The organism is Cryobacterium sp. Y11, assembly GCF_002929535.1.
GTDB lineage: Bacteria > Actinomycetota > Actinomycetes > Actinomycetales > Microbacteriaceae > Cryobacterium.
Map to the genome: position 1 here is coordinate 1 of NZ_PJJO01000036.1, position 16,783 is coordinate 16,783.

Here is a 16,783-nt window from a genome sequence, read left to right on the forward strand (position 1 = left end):
TGATCTGCTCCACCAATGCGATCGAGTCACTCAATGCCCGGTACCGGCGGGCGGTGCGTGCTCGAGGACATTTCCCCACCGAGCAAGCCGCTCTAAAATGCTTGTATCTAGTCACTCGAAGTCTCGACCCCACCGGTGAGGGCCGAGCTCGTTGGACGATGCGTTGGAAGCCAGCTCTCAACGCCTTCGCCATCACCTTCCACGACCGCTGGCCGAACGCAGAATCCTACTAATGAAAAACGCCGAAAACACCGTTAACGAGACACACCCAGGCCGACCGGTGAATTCAGGCTAAGGGTGGACGAGGATCTTTACTTCGGTTTCGTTGTTGTTGACGAGGCGTTTGAATCCTTCTTTGACGACATCGTCGAGTGCGATGCGGCTAGTGATGAAGGGTTCTAGGTCGATTTTGCCGTCTTGCACGAGCTTGATGACGGCGTGGTGATCGTGTGCGTAGGCCATCGTACCGATGAGTGCGATCTCCTTGGTCACGATCTTAACCATGTCGATAGTTGCAGGCCGTCCCCAGATTGATACGTTGACGATGGTGCCGGTGGGCTTCACCGCATCGATAAGCATGTCGAGGACCGGGTTGACGCTTGAGCATTCGAAGGCGACATCAGCGCCCTTACCGTCGGTTAGTTTGCGTACCTCTTCGGCTACGTTGACCTCGGTTGGATCGAAGACGTGGTCGGCAACTCCTGTTGTGGTCGCTTTCTCTTTTCGGGCGGCACTGATTTCGGACACTATTACGGTCAGACCTTCGGCCTTGAGTACTGCCGCTGTCAGTAACCCGATCGGACCGGCGCCTCCGATGAGAGCTACCTGTCCAGCTTTTGCGCCGCTGCGGGTGAATGCGTGGTGGGAGACTGCGAGAGGCTCAATCAGCGCGGCTTGGTCGAGAGGAATGTCTCCGACGGGGTGGATCCATTTTCTGTCAGCTACGACTTTCTCGCTGAGTCCTCCACCGTGGCCGGCCAGCCCGACGAAGTTCGTGTCCGGTGCTAGTTGATATTCCTCACCGGGTTCCATCGAGACGTCATCACGCATTATGTAAGGCTCAACGACGACGCTTTGGCCGATTTGAAGGTCGGTGACGCCCGCGCCGAGAGCGCTGATGGTTCCGGAGAACTCATGCCCCATCGTGATGGGGAGTTCTTCCCGTGTAATGGGGTGTGGGTGACCCGGAGCTGGGATAAAAATTGGGCCCTCGAGGTATTCGTGCAGATCGCTTCCGCAGATACCGTTCCAGGCGATGTCGACCATGACCGTACCGGGTCGAAGTTCGGGTTCGGGGATGTCGTCGATCCGGATATCTTCAGCAGCGTAAAATCGTGCAGCCTTCATATAGTCCTCCTCTATAACTTGGGCGGCCAAGTTGAGTCGCCATTTAGCCGAACTTTTATGGTGCAAGCCGGCTCTATCAAGGCTAGTTGCCATCGCTGCACGATCGCCAGCCCCCGAGCAGGTGGAAGGTGGGATCGATGTTTTCCGTGTGCTGCTAAGGCAGCGGTTCAAACATATGGCCGAAGGTCGCGCTTGCTTTTTTGATGTTGGCGGGAGGGGAATCGAAATCGTTTTGGAGTTTTCGCTATGGTTGCCTCTCCAACGTAAGTTGAGCGTGCGGCGACCGTTGTTTGAAATTGATCGGGCTGGAAACCGCGCCATCTCGGATGGTATCGAACCTGTAATGATGAACGGTCGCTTGATGCTGAACATGCCCGCGCCGCTGGCGGAGTATGAGCGTGAAGGCCTCATCGAACATGTCACTGCTGGCACCCGAAAATGATTGCCGAGAAGCTTGGGGTCGTCGACGCTTGCTGGACCGGACTATTTCACGGGAGAAATCCAGATCTATTCCGGGTGGACATCAGCGCACATACGGACATCTTCTGCTGTGCCACGTTTTACCAGGAGGTAAATGAACGCCGATTCTCCGAGCCAATCACGTCGAGTTTTATGGAAGATCTGTGGCCGATATCGTCCGCTTTGTTGTCGAATCTGCTGGCCATGGTTGGAATTCCGTTCATACGGATTGCATTGCTATCGCCGTGCTAGAGACACCGCCCAACGTGTTGTACACCTCGAGATCGAAGCCGCTATGACGGTCGAGGTAGTGGGCGCATGTCAACCCGAAAAGAGTTGCCACTCTTGTGTAAGCCGCCGTTTGCGCGCGAGAAAAAAAGTGAACTATTTTTTCGATTCGTACGGCGACCGGACCAGGTCTGCGGGAGAAGTTACCGGCATGCCGAATCGGCGACACTCTTGTCCTAACCAAGCTCGACTGCTTTTAGCTCATTGGACTTTCTTCACGAGTCGCCATGTGGTGCGGACAGCCACGCGGGCAGCTGTCGTAGCAGGTGTTCGACGAGTTCGTCGGGGCTAGTAACGATGATATCGAGGAACCAGGCGTTCATGAGAGCCGTGATTCCTCCGACGATGTAGGTAGCGACGATGTCGGTTTGTACGCCTGGAGGGATGTTATCCAAGGTCGCGAGAGTCGCCGAGATCTCGATGGTGAGCGACCGTGTTATTTCGGCTCGGATAGGAACCGTGCCGCTTTGAGTGGCCAAGCCCGCGAAGAGTGGACGGTTACTTGTGAACTGGTTGACGATACGTGCCTGTGCGCTGCGCAGCGCCTGTAACCGGTCGACCTTTGGATCGTTGTAATCGTTGAGGTAGAGGCGCCGGTTGAGTTCAAACTCAGAACGCAGTATGAGTGTCACAACTTCGTCGAGATTGGCGAAATGCGAATAAAATGATCCCTTGCTGACGCCAGCGACTCGGATGACGTCTGATGCTGTGATGACCGACCCGGAGGTGGCCTTGGCTGCGAGTTCGCGCGCAGCGGCGATGATCATTGCGCGGCTGCGTCCTACACGAGGATCTTGCGACGTCTGCAACCCGCTTCGAATGGAATCAGCGTTTGAGAAGGACATTCAAAAAGTTTACGACCCCCACTAGGTTTCCTGGACTCTAGTCCAGAACAGCGTACAGTTGATAGTGGAACAGCGTGTCTCGCTATGGACGCCGGAACAAACGTATGATGCTCATTTTTTTGTGGGGAGTCAGTGATGAAAGCGGCAGTATCCACCGGTGTCGGCCAAGGATTCAAAATTCACGACGTGGAACTGGCCGATCCCATCGGCCGGGAAGTTCTCGTCGACGTTAAAGTGTCAGGCTTTTGTCATAGCAACCTGCATCTAGTCACGACTGATGATGGATTTACGATGCGCGCATTTTTGGATCACGAAGTCGCCGGGATCGTTTCAGCTGTAGGGAGTGAAATTATAGGAGTGTCGGTCGGAGATCCTGTCGTTGCTTCTCTCATCCAGTTTTGTGGGACATATAAGAACTGCACCGCTGGTCGCACTTTCTACTGTCTGAGCCCTAAGGCAACTCTTCGTGGCACTGAGAACGCCCGCGTCAGCGAGAACGTAACCACAATGGTTCAAGCCTTCGGCATCGGCGGATTCGCTGAACGTGTACGTATGCACGAGAACCAGCCTGCCGTCGTGAACAAAGAGTTTCCTTCTCCGTATGCAGTGTCGAGGGTGCACCGATGATCGTCCGCCGGGCGTCGGAACGAAGGCTTACACACGCCGCCACGTTATTGACCGCTGTTTCACCATATTTAAACAGTGCGTCAGCGCGCGCTGCACCAAGCGATCAGCACTGAAAAATATCATTGGCACTCAGCACAGTTGGAGGAGACACACTCATGACAACACGCATCGTTATTCTCGGCGGTGGAGCCGCCGGGCTCACCACCGCTCTTAAATTGCAGAAGAAGCACGCGACCCGTCGGGCCGGCATTACGCTGATTGATGAATTGCCGTATTACACCTATCAGCCGCTTCTGCCCGAAGTCGCTGGCGGTCACATCCAGGCCCGCGATGTGACTGTCTCCTTGCACAAGGCGCTCCGACACTCGAATGTCGTCCAGGCTTCTGTCACCGGCCTAGACAGCGCCAGTAAGAGCGTCACGGTGATGACACCAGATGGTGAACACCAAAAATTTCCCTACGATCACCTTGTTGTTGCGCTTGGAGCGGTCACGCGCACCTTTCCCACACCGGGACTGGCCGAGAACGGCGTAGGGTTCAAAACTGTTGAAGAAGCACAGTACGTGCGCGACCGCATTCTGGGAAACATTGCCCGCGCCGCCAGCATTCAGGACGTGGCAGAGCGTCGGAAGTTGCTCACCACGGTCTTCATCGGCGGAGGCTACACCGGTGTTGAAGCGATGGCAGAGCTTGATGATGCAGCGAAGGCCGCGATCCATAGTTACTGTGCACTCTCCTATGAAGAGCTACATTTCGTCCTGGTGGAGGCGCTCGACCGGGTCGCACCCGAAGTAGGACTTACACTCTCGCAATGGACCCTCGACCAGCTCCGTGCTCGAGGCATTGACATCCGCCTAAATACGACGATGCCATCCTGCATCGATGGCAATGTCGTCCTTAGCGATGGCGAGGCAATACCAGCTGGCGCGATCGTCTGGACTGCCGGGGTGAAGCCGAACCCCGTTCTGACAGAGCTGAATTTGCCCCTGGGCCCCAAGGGCCACGTCAACGTTAACGCCACACTCCAGGTGGAGACCAACGATGGCGTCAAAATCGATGGAGTGTGGGCTCTCGGGGACGGAGCGCAAGTTCCGAACCTACTGGCCGCGACACAACCGGCCTACTATCCACCGAATGCGCAGAATGCTGTGCGTCAGGCCGGGACAGTGTCCGCTAACATCCTCGCCATAATGACCGGACGACCGGTCGTGGAATATCGGCACAAATCGCTTGGAACGGTCGCGAGCTTCGGCATCGGCAAGGGAGCAGGCATCGTGAAAGGCATCAAGCTCAAGAATGTACCAGCGTGGCTGGCTCACCGCGGATATCACCTTTACGCTATGCCGACCACGAATCGCAAGATGCGCATCTTGGCGGGATGGATGACCAATTTGATTGCCGGCGGGGACACGACGCCGATCGTTGGCCGCAGCAACCCACGCGCCAGCTTTCTCAAGACCACACCCGTTGTAACCAAACAGAAATAAAAGTTCGACGCAGCACCGGGACTAAGAACTTCGGTACCCGTGAGCACGACTGTCGCTAATCCACGGCCGCGCTCACCTCTGGGAGCCCAGCTGTTGGCGTTAGAACACTCACGGAGGGGGCAGTGAAGTCCCAGAACGTGTCTTCTCATGCTTCGTCGGCGCCTCTGACAAAGTTGAGGCATGTCCCGAACGGAGCACACCGCGGCGATGACCCCGAAGGTTCTGCTCTCGCCGGGGCTTCTGGTTGCCATACAGCGTCCGCGTAAACGAGCAAACACCCGGCGACATGGCGGGTGAATAGGCGTAGCGCGAGACAAATTACAGCGTCCCGATAGGCAAGCATGCTGCCTAAAAGGCTTCATGTCTACGTCCCACCGAGGTGAGCGATACCAGCAGTCTGGGCTTGACGCAGGGCGGCGAGATAGATGCTGGCGGCCGCACACCGTTTGCCACGAAGGGGGTAGCAACCGCCGTCGCTGCTCATGATTTCGCGACCCTGGAGCTCGCCATCGAGCGGGCGCTGCAGCAGCTGTTGTAACTCAAGCCGCGCACAGTCCGCGTCGGTGGATAGTGTGCCGGGCCTTGCTCACATACCGGGTTGTGCAGGGTTGGGCGGAGGCGCTGGATGTTTACCCAAGGCTGTGGTTTTCGGATTCATGGCTTCGTTGTATCAAGATAGATAGCGGATTGGCCGTTATTTTTGTGAAATGCGCCGGTATTAGTGGGACTTCTCAATCGACGACACATTTTGTTCGGAAAAAGTCCTGCCATATAAACACGAAACCCAGACTCTGTTAGATTCGGTTGGGGGGGTCCCACCGGTGACCGGACGTTCTTTCTGGAGGCGTCGCCCGCTTTATGTGAATACCTGGTTTTACAGGCAAAGGTCCGAGGAGGACACTCAATGACTGATAATTCGCTGAACAAGACTGAGCTCGTTGCGAAGGTTGCAGCCGATTCAGGACAGAGCCAAGTCGCAGTCGATGGCATTCTGAATGCTTTCTTTGCAACCGTCGCTGAGGCCGTGAAGAACGATAGCAAGGTCACTATCCCGGGATGGCTCGGGGTCGAGCGCACGGCAACTGCGGCGCGCACCGGTCGTAATCCGCAGACGGGTGAAGAGATCACCATCGCTGCGGGTTACCGCGTCAAGCTCACTGCCGGAAGCAAGCTCAAAGCAGCCGCCAAATAAGTTTCTGCTCGAAGCACTGCCAGTAAGCGTCGACGTGATCGACGCTCTACGTGTCTCACTGAGCGGTGTTGAGTTTGACCATGACGCGCTCTAACGCTCAGAGTATTTATGAGAGGACGCGCCGCATCTGATTCCTGTGCAGAACGGATACGTCGACTCACCATAAGTATCGTTGTGAAAAGCGGCGCTAACGAAAGTTTTCTCGTGACGCCTAAGGTCAGCGTTGACAGTTATTTTCAGCATGAATCCCAAAGTGATCTCCCGCGATGGATATAATACTGGCATCATGCAGCCCGTGCTGTTTCAGCAGGGAGCGATTATCTTGACTTGTCGTTACGGATGAGTCTGATGCGAGACTGTCGTGCCAACGTCGAGCCCTCCTCTGTATCCATCACGCAACACGAATCGCGTATGTTCATCGAAGCTAAGAATGCACTGGCCTCCTGACGTAAGCGTGGGTTGTTTCCGAGTGCCTTAACGAGTGCACGCCGCTCTCTGTTTAAGTTTCTAACTGACAAAGATAAGAAACTGAGAGACGAGAAAACGGCGTGCAACAGATCACAGTATGGCGAACTCTGCTCGGAGTCGAGAAGACCATGATCGAGGGCATGGCGATCGAGAAAAAACGGGCTCGTTCCGACAGCGTCAGATCCGTCTCCGTGCCGCCGTTGGCCTCGCGGTACTTGTTCAGCCAATTGCGAAGCGTCTCGGGTCCGACACCGTGCGCGGTCGCGACGTCCTTGATCGGTTTGGACGTGCTGATCACCTCGCGGCACAGCTCGTCCTTGAACTTTGGGTAAATTTTCTCCGCGATGCGGTTATGCTGATCTCAACTTTCAGTCACGCCCCATTTTAAAATGGCCCACTGTCCGAGATATCCGCACTAGCTCAATCTTGATCAGCTGGTTCTGGAGGCGCTTCGCCGATCACGGTGTCCTTGAGTACTGTTTTCATAGGAGCGAATTTTTCGTCTGCCAGATATGTATCTACGAATGGTAGATATTGCCTCCCCGGAGTTCTGTGATCTGGGTCACATAAGACCCAAGTCGTCGGTTAGGCGATTGTGGCCGCCACTACTTGGATGTGTCCGCCGCGCAGCGATGCGGAGCGAACATCTGTACCTTCACGTTCGATGACGGCCCACGGGTGAGCGTGGAGGTCGGCCCCGCCGACTGAGGCGGCCAGCCGCGCGAGTGGAGAGAACACCCGGGCGCGGCCGACGGGCAGCTGCATGTCCACGATGCCGGCGCGTCCGCCGGGCTTGAGTAGCGTCCGCATCCGATCCCAGGCGGGGTGCCAGTCGTCGAAGACGCTCATCGCGTAGCTGGAGAACACGGCGTCGACGAGCCCGCTCGACGGTGCCGGGAGTTCCTTCGCGATCTCATTCGGGTCGAACGTGGTGGCATCCGCTTTGACCAGGCACACGCATGTCCACCCGTTGGCTTCCACTCGGCGGCGGGCCATCTCGAGCATTTTCGGGCTGCGGTCTAGCCCGACCACGGTGCCCGACGGCCCGACGGCGTCGACGAGTAAGGCAAAGTTCAGTCCCGTGCCGCAGCCGACGTCCAGGACAGTATCGCCGGTACTTGGTTTCAACAGCGCCACACCCGATTCCCGGCCGGTTCGGTAGACGACACGTTCTCCAGACAGCGCATCGTAGAGGGGGCCCGCAGCCTCGTAGACATTGACCATGAGTGCTAGACCGGCCTTTCGTTCTCATCAGCCTAACCAGCCTCGCTGTGGCTGAAGGCAGTGTAGACCGTCTACGCTCGCAGACATGAATGAAACACACGCATGGGGCCTCGTCGTCATCGGCGGAGGAACGGCTGGGCTCGTGGCCAGCCGCACCGCAGCGAGGTTCGGCGCGAGGGCTGTTCTGATCGAGGACAACCGTCTCGGTGGCGATTGCCTGTGGACTGGTTGTGTGCCCTCGAAGTCCTTGATCGCCGCCGCGAGTGCCGCCACGACGGCTCGTTCGTCGGCGGGCCTCGGGGTGAGCGTGAGTGATGTCGCTGTGGATTTCGCTCGGGTGATGGAGCACGTGCAGGCCGCCATGCACGAAATAGCCCCGGTTGATTCCGAGGAGTCGCTCGTGCGGGACGACATCGAGGTGGTGCGGGGCCGGGCACGTTTCACGGGTCCCGACACTATTGACGTCGATGGACGTGAGCTGCGTTTTCGGCAAGCCCTGATTGCTACCGGTGCCTCGCCGGTGTTGCCGGCCATCCCGGGGATCGACGCGGTCGATCTACTGACCAGCGAAACGTTCTGGGACCTGCGCACCTTCCCCGAGCGGCTCGTTGTGCTTGGCGGCGGGGCGATCGGTTGTGAGATCGCTCAAGCGATGGCCCGTCTCGGATCGGCCGTGACGCTCGTAGAGCGCGGGCCCCGTATTCTGCACAAGGAGGACGAACGGGCCAGCGCCATCATCCAGGCTGCGATCATCGCGGACGGCGTGGACGTGCACACGAACTCCATCGTGACCAAGGTCTCCTCGACCGATCGCCACTCAGGCACGTTCACACTCAGCGATGAAAGCACCGTATCGTTTGACCGGGTGTTTACAGCACTGGGCCACCGTCCGAACACTGCCGGTCTCGACCTGCAGCGTGTGGGGGTGCGACTCGACTCTCACGGCAACGTCGTTATCAACTCTCGGCTGCAAACTTCCAACCCCCGTATCTGGGCCGCAGGAGACGTAACCGGGCTGGCCCAGTTCACCCACACCGCTGGAGTGAATGCCAGCGTGGCCGCGACCAACGCGATCCTCGGCCTGGCCCGTAGCTTCGACAGTGTGGCGATTCCCCGGGTCACGTTCACCTACCCAGAGGTGGGCGCCGTCGGCCTGCAATCCAAGGATGTGACCGGGGGCCGCCGCATCGTCACCTGTAACCACGAGCACGTCGACCGCGCTGTGACGGAGTCGAAAACGGATGGCTACACGCAGCTGGTCGTTGACAAACGCGGTCGGGTGCTCGGCGGCACCGTTGTGGGTCCTCGAGCCGGAGAGACCCTCGGCGAGATCTCCCTGGCGGTTAAGAACCGGCTCACTACGAGCGATATCGCCGGAACTACGCACGCTTACCCTACCTATAACGACGGCCTCTGGAACGTGGCCGTGGCCGATGTGCGCCACCGGCTCAACTCCGGTCTCGTTCTGGTGGCGACGCGCATCCTCCGGCAGTTGCGGAGTGCGCGCCTTCGGTGAGGTCGGGAGCGAGGCAGGCGTCAGCGCAGTGCCCGGTGGCTTGAACGTGCGTTGGACGACACTGATGCCCAGGAAAATGACCCAGACGACCGCGATCTGCCAGGCGAAGAACAGGAAAACCAGCCACAGGCTGCACACGACGATCGTCTCCGTACCGTTGGTGATACGGCCGAGAAACGAGAGGGAGTCGTTATTGATCCATCGGTTGGTGCGTTGCCTTTCACGACCGCCTGCATTGCAAAAGAGAGTCAGCAGCACGCGGGCTTGGGGAGCCGCTGGATCCTTCCCATCCATCAGACGGCGCGTTGTGCGGCGTTGGCGCGCATGTTGTAGCTGCCCGTCTCGACCCAAATCCCGTGGTGCACGACCTGGTCCATGATCGCGCCGGCGTGGATGCTGGAACCGAGCTGCTGGTGCCGGTGCTTCCGCGCGTACTGGGTGCAGAACACCGTTGATGATTCGTCGTAGCGCCGCCCTGACAGTTCCAGCAGCATGCTCTGGGTGCTCTGGGTGCTCTGGGTGCTCTCGTCGGGTTCGACGAGAAATTCTTCATCGATCATGAGGAGTGTGAACGAGAACTGAACGCGACTCACGAGACAAGCCGCGCAGTGTGCGGTGCATATTTTGCCATACGCACGGTTTTTCGTTCTGAAGTCGGCCTGAAGCTGGGTCAGAATGCGGGGTGAGGCCGGGAACTATGGCGGCTTCGCGAGTGAGATGGAGCGGTTAAGTGGCCCTACGCTTTCGGGCGGCGGCCCCAACGCGGTCGCTGGGTGGGCTTGTCGGTCAGTGCCGCCTCGATGTGGCCGTCGATCTGGTTTCCGAAGTGGTCGTCGAAGTTCTCCTCGAGGTGCGCGGTGACGGTCTTGCCGATGCGGCGGGCCATCTCCTCACGACGCTGACGCCGTTCAAGACTGACCAGAACCTCGTGCTCCATGCGGAATGCCTTATAGGTGGCAATACACATACCGATCATGACGACACTCACCGGAATTGCGGTCAGAATCGCGCCGGTTTGCAGCGCAGCGAGCCCGCCGGCCAGCAACAGGACGATGGTCACGATTCCGCTGAGGCTCGCCCACATGATGCGGCTCCATTTGGGAGGGTTGGTGTCGCCGCCCGAGGCGAGCATGTCGATCACGAGTGATCCGGAGTCGGCCGAGGTGATGAAGAAAATCGCCACGACAATAACCGCGATCACTGAGAGGATCCCGCCGAGCGGCAGCTGGCCGAGAAAGTTGAACAGCACGTTCTCGGAGATGATGCCGACAGTGGGGTCGAAGAGCCCTCCGCCGTCGCCCTCCCAGGCGAGGCGGATGGCGCTGCCGCCCATGACGGTAAACCAGACGAAGGTGACTAGGGTTGGCACGAGCAGCACGCCGGCGATGAACTCGCGCACGGTACGGCCGCGCGAAATGCGGGCAATGAAGACACCGACGAACGGTGCCCAGGAGATCCACCAGCCCCAGTAGAAGATTGTCCAGGCGCCCTGCCAGTCGATTCCCGCTTGGCCGGTGAAGGTAGCGGTGTCGAAGGTGAGGCCGACGACGTTTTGAAAATACCCGCCGATGGACTCGACGAGTAGGCGTAGCAAGTACAGGGTCGGGCCGAAGGCCAAAACAGCAATCAGAAGAAGGCCGGCCATTCCGAGGTTGATGTTGGAGAGCCATTTGATGCCCTTGCCGACACCACTGACGACGGAAATGGTGGCGATGGCGGTGATGACGATTATGAGAACGACAAGAAGGGTGTTGTTGACCTCGCCCACGACACCGAGGTAGCTCAGTCCGGCCGCGATTTGCTGAACCCCGAGCCCGAGTGAGGTCGCCACACCGAACAGCGTTCCGACGATGGCGATGACGTCGATGGTGTCACCGAGACGGCCCTTAACCCGGTCGCCGAGCAGCGGCTCTAGCGCCCAACGGATGGATACCGGGCGTCCCTTGCGGTGGATGGAATAGGCCAGAGCGAGCCCAACCACGGCGTAGATGGCCCAGGCATGGAAGCCCCAGTGTAAAAAGGTCTGCGACATGGCGGCCGCAGCCAGCTCTTGCGAGTCTCCAGTCACGCCCGGCTTGGGGTCGGTGAAGAAGGTGAGGGGCTCGGCCGCTCCCCAGAAGACGAGGCCAATGCCCATGCCTGCGGCGAAGAGCATCGCAAACCAGCTCATGATGCCAAATTCCGGCTTGTCGTCGTCTTGCCCGAGTTTGATGTCGCCGAAGCGGCTCGCCCCCATCCAGATCGCAAACACCACGAACGCGGCCACAATCACCATGTAGTACGGCCCGAGGCCAGCCACCACCCAACCCTGTAGAAGGGCCAGAACGCTACCGGTGCGCACGGGGAAAGCGATGGCGATGATAACGACGGCCAGAATGATGCCGAGAGCTGGGTAGAACACTCGAGGCGCCGGAATGACAATTCGTCGGCCTCGTCGACCGGCTGCTTTTGGCGTCTTATCCGATACGTCGGGCTGTGCGCTCACGGTGGAACCTTCTCACAGAATAGATAGCGATAAACGATAGAAGCCGTTACTGCGCCACCAGGAACGTACCTCGTGGGTCAGATTTTCAGCCTATCTGGCACAGCCACCGTGTGAAACAGCGCGGTTCACACACTGACGCCGTCCGCGTATCCATGCACCAACATGGAAATAGGGGCTTAGAGCACTCGTAACTTCGGATTAGGCCAGCGCCATAATGCAGCTCAGGACCTGCTGACGGCACGTAAACCTAGTTGAACGCAGCCCGGAAACGAGAGGATGGACTGTGCGCGATTTCGATGCACTTCGTGATGACGACGAAACGAAAGCTTCAGCGGAGGCCACGCCTCAGCTGGCCGCCAACAGCTGTCCCAAGGCCAGCAAATTCGACCATCTGGAACTGAAATCCTTGGTGCAAAAAAAGTTGTACATGAAATAGGGTCCGGAGCAAATCAGTGCTCATCTGGCTGCGGTGTTTTGCGGATCGACAGGAGATACGAGTCAGACAGGAAGCGATCTACCAGGCGCTTTGTGGAGGCGGCCGCGGTGATTTACACGGTAATCTGCATCAGCGTGTGCGCACCGGCCGCGCCATTCGGCGTCCGCGACGGCTTGCTGCGAAGAACTCGGGTCAGTGAGCGACCGGGGAAGGTTTCCAGCCGTGCCGGGGCATTGGTAAGGAGATCTGATTGCGGGGTCACACTGCGGTCGGCGATCGCTACGTTGGTGGAGCGTCAGACACGGTTCACGATGCTGGTCCACTTCCCCGGTGACCCGGCGCGATCACAGTTCGCTATGGGCTGTTGGCCGTCATGAGAAATCTCCCAGAGCACGTGGGTGAGACTCTGATGTGGGATCAGGGAACCGAGCTGGCCCAGCACCGGCAGATCACGATGGCCACCACGAGAGCTATCTACTTCTGTGCTCCACATTCGCCGTGGCAGCGGCACGAGCTTTTTTCATCGATGCCGGCTAATCAGCGTGTGCAGAGATTAGGGCATTGTTGGCGGATGGTTCATCCACGTCGAGGTTTTAGGGCTCCAAGAGCCAACGATGCTTTCTTGGGCCACTAACCGGAGGCAGGGCTACCTAGCTATCGTCATCCATGTCGACGGCCGCGACCGGGATTGCCGCGAAAATAATGACCTAAACCTAGAATTTGCAAGGGCTAAACAAACGTTTACGAAGATCGTCTCGAATCGTGCACGGCGATCTCCGCGACCCAAATAACGATGACTTCAGTTAGGTCTTCTGAGAACTTCAGTTCACCGCCGCACGTGGCAGAAAGTGGCAACGCCCGCGGGTGATCGGAACCATTCATCGGATCAAGCACAGGAGCGATCGCGGTCACGCGCTCACCAGCCCGGTGGATCCGGACTCTGCCCTTGATGCCAGATGCGTGACCACATCACGAAGCGCTGTGAAGGTGGTCCAGCGAAAACCGCCGCCGATTTCCATCACTTCGAAACTCTCGTTTCGTTGCTCTACGCAGCCGAGGAGTCCATCAAAATTGCCGACACGAGGCTCGCGACGCACGAGCCACCCATAAGCCGAAACCTGGGTGATTGACATGCAGTGACTCCAGCAATAGTTCGCGGCATCTTCGTTGGAATCGACAGGAGTCGTGTTCTTGGATCCGTCATCGGTGCGTGGATAAAGCTGATTATCAAGCATTTATGCTCCTCGGATCGCTACGGATAAACCGCTGCCGAGGGCTAGAGCAACAATTTGACCCTACGTCGGAGATGCCTGTGAGTCAATGGTCGTCATCATCAAGGAACGGCCATTTCGCCGTGCCGGGTTCAGACGTGTGAGCCGGCTTCGCCTTTCGCCCCGACGCGGCTTCCCAAATCGACGCTGCGGTCGATAACTGCGGTGGCTGCGGTGGTGAGTGTGAGGTTGTGGTCGCGCGCATATTTTCGCAAAGCCGCGAATGCTTCGTCCATCGTCAGCTCAGCGCTTTCCGATACAACACCCTTGGCTTGCTCGATCAGAATGCGGGAGTTAAGGGCTTGTTGTAACTGCGCCGCGACGAGAGTTTTCTCTCTGCTTCCTCGTTCCTGCAGGAGTCCGATGGTGGCAACGTCGGCTAAGGCCTGCGCAACAGCGACATCGGCGGCGACCAGTTCACCCACGTGGATGCTAAACATGTTCAAAGCCCCCAGCACTTGTCCGCGAAGACGCATTGGCGTCGCATGCACGGATTTGAAACCTTGTCGCATCGCTTCAAGACGGAAGGCAGGCCACCGATCCCCGGAACGTTCGATATCGCCAACGGTCACCGGTTTCCCGGTCGTAAAGCATTCGACACACGGTCCGGCGCCCGCGTTCAGTTGCATTACCTCTATAAGAGTCGTTTCTTCACTGGTGGATGCCACTAGCTGCAACTCGCCCAAACCATCGAGGAGCATGAGACCCGCAGCTTGGGTGTCGAGAATTTCCGCACATTGTTCCACGAGGTTTTGAAGAAGGTCAACGACGTCAAAATCGTCCGTGAGGGTGTCGGCTAGTTTAACGAACGCTCTATTTAGTCTCGCCTCGCGCATAAAGTCAGCCATGGCTTGCTCCTTTCTCGATAGTGAAATTATTCGGGGAGAGATCTGAAGCTCAAGTGCCTACTGACGACGTCGCGGGCGACGTCTTGAACGGTTCGACCGTTGGCAAAAGCGTGGGCCTGCAGGCGCGAATAGGCGATAGTACCAGTGGTATCCAGTTGAACAAGGATCATCCCTGTTGCCTGATGAACCTCGCGCCTCATCGCCGGGGTCACCATCGACTCTCCATCGCCCTCATTGTCGGCACCCGCGATGGCGTGGCGTACGGCAACATCCGTTAAGGCCGACGCCAGAGTCACTGCGATCTCCATGTGCCGCGGGTTCAAGGCGCCTGCTGTTCGCCGGTATAACCCGACGGTGCCAACAGTAACTGCTCCCATAAGCAACGGGAACGCGAAGAGCGCGCCCACGTGGAGCGAACCGATCGAAGCTGCAAAAATCGGCCAAGAATCATGCGTGCCTGTAGAAACATTCGGCACGAGCGTCGGAACACCGGTTTTGAGTGTGGCCCACTGCGGGCCTTCGCCAAGATCGAACTGCAATTCATCGATACGCGCCGCGACTGCATCACTCGAGCAGATAGTGGATTGACCGCCCCTCGGACCGAAAACGGCGATTGACACACCGGTGACACCAAGGTCGTCTATAAACGGTAAGCACAAATCCGTGGGTTCAGCAACCACGAAATCGTTCTTGCTGTCGTGCATCACGTCGTCCGGACGTCGAGGCGCAAGGCTAGGAGTTTTGAAAACCAAGTCATTGCGTCGTCCCTCAGAGATCACATTCCTTATACGGGGCAGTGCAATTAGGTTACTCTAACTCGCCGAAACGGCCCAAGAGACAGGTCGGAAACGTCGGGTGTGGACTCAGTGATTTTCGAGGACACCGTCGCCCGGCTGAACACCGTCACGCAGTTCATCGCGCGGATCCGCCGCGTCGACTAAGCCTCAATACCGTGCATTTGAGCATTTGAATGGTGATTTCTGGCTCGTGAGTGAGTTGTGGCCAGTAGACGTTGTGGAAGCGTTTGACGGGCCATTTCGAGACCCCGCGTTTGATGACGCGAGGCTTGGATCGTCGGCGGCGCGCGGGATTCAGCCTTCGGACGAGGGCGTGGATGGCATGACGCCAGACTGTTGTGGCGCTGTCAGGTTACGGAGGGGGGAAAAGCGCCCTGACCGATTGAGCGGCGGGCGATGCGGAGTGTGGCGATGAAGGAGACGCGGTCGGGGTCTCGGTGAGCGTACTGGGCGGCGTCGACCATGGGGATGCGGATCGCGTAGTGGCAGCACAGGTGGCCCCAGATTTCCTGCTTGACCAGGTCCGGGGATTTGGACCGCATCACCATGCGCGGGGCGCGTTGGTGGGTTTTCAACTCGTCGAACACCGACTCAATCTCCCACCGTTCGAAATACACGGTCGCCAACTCTTCGGCCGAGGCTTCACCCGGATCCAGGATCGTGTCAGCAGCCGGTAGGAGTCAGGATTTTCGCGGCCGTCGTCGATCGTGTAGTCCACGACGCGAACCGTTATTGGTGTCGTTGACTGCCGTCCCGTGCCAGGGGTTGGGATTATCGTCGCCAGCCAGGACCCGTCAGCGAGGGTCTCCTGATACCGGGGACGGACGTTGGTCTTGACCCGCCAGAGCAGATCAGCGCCCGTCGCTGCCGCCTGCGTCCACAACCGGAAGCCATAGAAGCCGCGGTCGGCGAGGACCAACACGCCCGGTTTGAAACGCCCGGCCAGCTCCCGGGAGAGTTCAATCTCCAACGTCGTGCACGGATCCATCACCGCGTCCAGAACGGCATGCGTTCCACACTCAGCCAACGCCAGCAACCGTGCCTGCGGAAAAGCAGATTGTTCCCCACGACTCACCGGTGGCCGGCCAAAGAACTCCGTATTCACCGCGCTGTCGGCCAGATCCAGCATCGTTGCGTCGATGGACATTAGACGCCGCCCAGCCAGCCACGACCCCGGCGTGTCAGGCCCGGCCAGCGGCGGGGCTACGCGGGCAAACAAGTCCCGCACTGGCTCGAACCCCAGCCGTCGGCGCGCCTGAAAGATGGCCGACTTTGACGGCGGCGAAAACGTCTCGGACCAACCCGTTGGCCACGACAGACCATCCGTGCCGGTAATGCCCGGTTATGCTGCTCAGTCCGCCCTACAGCCTGGACAACCTCGTCAATAACATCAGCCGGGAATACACGGGACAACAAACCCACCGACATCAAATCCGACAACCGGCGGTCAGAGACCGGCTTCACCCACCCTGTACGCGCCATAACTACAACGT

16 protein-coding genes and 2 pseudogenes are annotated in these 16,783 nt (G+C 58.5%); 8 read left to right on the plus strand and 10 right to left on the minus strand.

Going from position 1 to position 16,783, the window contains the following annotated elements; all coding sequences use genetic code 11:
* A partial coding sequence (locus CXY75_RS00850) for a transposase (protein ID WP_146069303.1) occupies positions 1 to 233 on the plus strand: 233 nt, incomplete at its 5' end.
* A 58-nt stretch (positions 234 to 291) separates the two neighbouring features.
* Here CXY75_RS00850 and CXY75_RS00855 read toward each other — a convergent pair.
* Positions 292 to 1,347, minus strand: coding sequence for a 2,3-butanediol dehydrogenase (locus CXY75_RS00855; protein ID WP_104080996.1), 1,056 nt, complete (start codon positions 1,345 to 1,347; stop codon positions 292 to 294).
* 175 nt (positions 1,348 to 1,522) lie between these two features.
* Here CXY75_RS00855 and CXY75_RS20860 point away from each other — a divergent pair, with 175 nt between their 5' ends.
* Positions 1,523 to 1,789: a recombinase family protein gene (locus CXY75_RS20860; RefSeq protein ID WP_146069304.1), complete on the plus strand. Its 267-nt coding sequence runs from the start codon at positions 1,523 to 1,525 to the stop codon at positions 1,787 to 1,789.
* A gap of 520 nt (positions 1,790 to 2,309) precedes the next feature.
* On the opposite strand, the gene CXY75_RS00870 is transcribed toward CXY75_RS20860, so the two are convergent.
* The gene (locus tag CXY75_RS00870) at positions 2,310 to 2,939 is read right to left on the minus strand and encodes a TetR/AcrR family transcriptional regulator (protein ID WP_146069305.1); all 630 of its coding nucleotides are present in this window, start codon (positions 2,937 to 2,939) and stop codon (positions 2,310 to 2,312) included.
* 135 nt (positions 2,940 to 3,074) lie between these two features.
* On the opposite strand from CXY75_RS00870, the gene CXY75_RS00875 reads away from it, so the two are divergent.
* The 4 genes from CXY75_RS00875 (at position 3,075) to CXY75_RS00885 (ending at position 6,245) form a co-directional block, all read left to right on the plus strand.
* Positions 3,075 to 3,566: an alcohol dehydrogenase catalytic domain-containing protein gene (locus CXY75_RS00875; RefSeq protein WP_104081000.1), complete on the plus strand. Its 492-nt coding sequence runs from the start codon at positions 3,075 to 3,077 to the stop codon at positions 3,564 to 3,566.
* A gap of 155 nt (positions 3,567 to 3,721) precedes the next feature.
* Entirely contained in the window at positions 3,722 to 5,053 is a 1,332-nt protein-coding gene (locus CXY75_RS00880) for an NAD(P)/FAD-dependent oxidoreductase (protein WP_104081001.1), read from the plus strand.
* A 379-nt stretch (positions 5,054 to 5,432) separates the two neighbouring features.
* Positions 5,433 to 5,591 carry a hypothetical protein gene (locus CXY75_RS19630; RefSeq protein WP_158251078.1) on the plus strand — a complete coding sequence of 53 codons (159 nt, stop codon included), beginning with the start codon at positions 5,433 to 5,435 and terminating at the stop codon, positions 5,589 to 5,591.
* A gap of 366 nt (positions 5,592 to 5,957) precedes the next feature.
* Entirely contained in the window at positions 5,958 to 6,245 is a 288-nt protein-coding gene (locus CXY75_RS00885; protein ID WP_104081002.1) for an HU family DNA-binding protein, read from the plus strand.
* 625 nt (positions 6,246 to 6,870) lie between these two features.
* On the opposite strand, the pseudogene CXY75_RS00890 reads toward CXY75_RS00885, so the two are convergent.
* Both CXY75_RS00890 and CXY75_RS00895 read right to left on the minus strand, forming a co-directional pair.
* Positions 6,871 to 7,067: pseudogene (locus CXY75_RS00890) on the minus strand (transposase); the annotation flags it as partial.
* 231 nt (positions 7,068 to 7,298) lie between these two features.
* Complete coding sequence (locus tag CXY75_RS00895; protein ID WP_104081003.1) at positions 7,299 to 7,937, minus strand: class I SAM-dependent methyltransferase; 639 nt, start codon at positions 7,935 to 7,937, stop codon at positions 7,299 to 7,301.
* A gap of 85 nt (positions 7,938 to 8,022) precedes the next feature.
* Between CXY75_RS00895 and CXY75_RS00900 the strand changes: the two genes are divergently transcribed.
* Positions 8,023 to 9,453: an NAD(P)/FAD-dependent oxidoreductase gene (locus CXY75_RS00900; protein WP_104081004.1), complete on the plus strand. Its 1,431-nt coding sequence runs from the start codon at positions 8,023 to 8,025 to the stop codon at positions 9,451 to 9,453.
* Positions 9,454 to 9,746: 293 nt separating this feature from the next.
* Here the strand turns inward: CXY75_RS00900 and CXY75_RS00905 are convergent, their stop codons facing one another.
* Complete coding sequence (locus tag CXY75_RS00905; RefSeq protein WP_233201650.1) at positions 9,747 to 10,046, minus strand: ATP-binding protein; 300 nt, start codon at positions 10,044 to 10,046, stop codon at positions 9,747 to 9,749.
* Positions 10,047 to 10,189: 143 nt separating this feature from the next.
* Positions 10,190 to 11,938 (minus strand): BCCT family transporter, encoded by a 1,749-nt coding sequence (locus CXY75_RS00910; protein ID WP_104081005.1) that lies wholly within the window; start codon positions 11,936 to 11,938, stop codon positions 10,190 to 10,192.
* Positions 11,939 to 12,221: 283 nt separating this feature from the next.
* On the opposite strand from CXY75_RS00910, the gene CXY75_RS19635 reads away from it, so the two are divergent.
* Entirely contained in the window at positions 12,222 to 12,374 is a 153-nt protein-coding gene (locus CXY75_RS19635; protein ID WP_158251079.1) for a hypothetical protein, read from the plus strand.
* A gap of 908 nt (positions 12,375 to 13,282) precedes the next feature.
* On the opposite strand, the gene CXY75_RS00915 is transcribed toward CXY75_RS19635, so the two are convergent.
* From CXY75_RS00915 to CXY75_RS00935, 4 genes and pseudogenes are all read right to left on the minus strand, one after another.
* Positions 13,283 to 13,609 carry a hypothetical protein gene (locus CXY75_RS00915; protein WP_104081006.1) on the minus strand — a complete coding sequence of 109 codons (327 nt, stop codon included), beginning with the start codon at positions 13,607 to 13,609 and terminating at the stop codon, positions 13,283 to 13,285.
* Between the two features lie 128 nt (positions 13,610 to 13,737).
* The gene (locus CXY75_RS00920) at positions 13,738 to 14,493 is read right to left on the minus strand and encodes a GAF and ANTAR domain-containing protein (RefSeq protein WP_104081007.1); all 756 of its coding nucleotides are present in this window, start codon (positions 14,491 to 14,493) and stop codon (positions 13,738 to 13,740) included.
* A 26-nt stretch (positions 14,494 to 14,519) separates the two neighbouring features.
* Positions 14,520 to 15,197 carry a GAF and ANTAR domain-containing protein gene (locus tag CXY75_RS00925; RefSeq protein WP_146069306.1) on the minus strand — a complete coding sequence of 226 codons (678 nt, stop codon included), beginning with the start codon at positions 15,195 to 15,197 and terminating at the stop codon, positions 14,520 to 14,522.
* 440 nt (positions 15,198 to 15,637) lie between these two features.
* A pseudogene (locus CXY75_RS00935) lies at positions 15,638 to 16,772 on the minus strand (IS4 family transposase).
* Positions 16,773 to 16,783 lie beyond the last annotated feature (11 nt).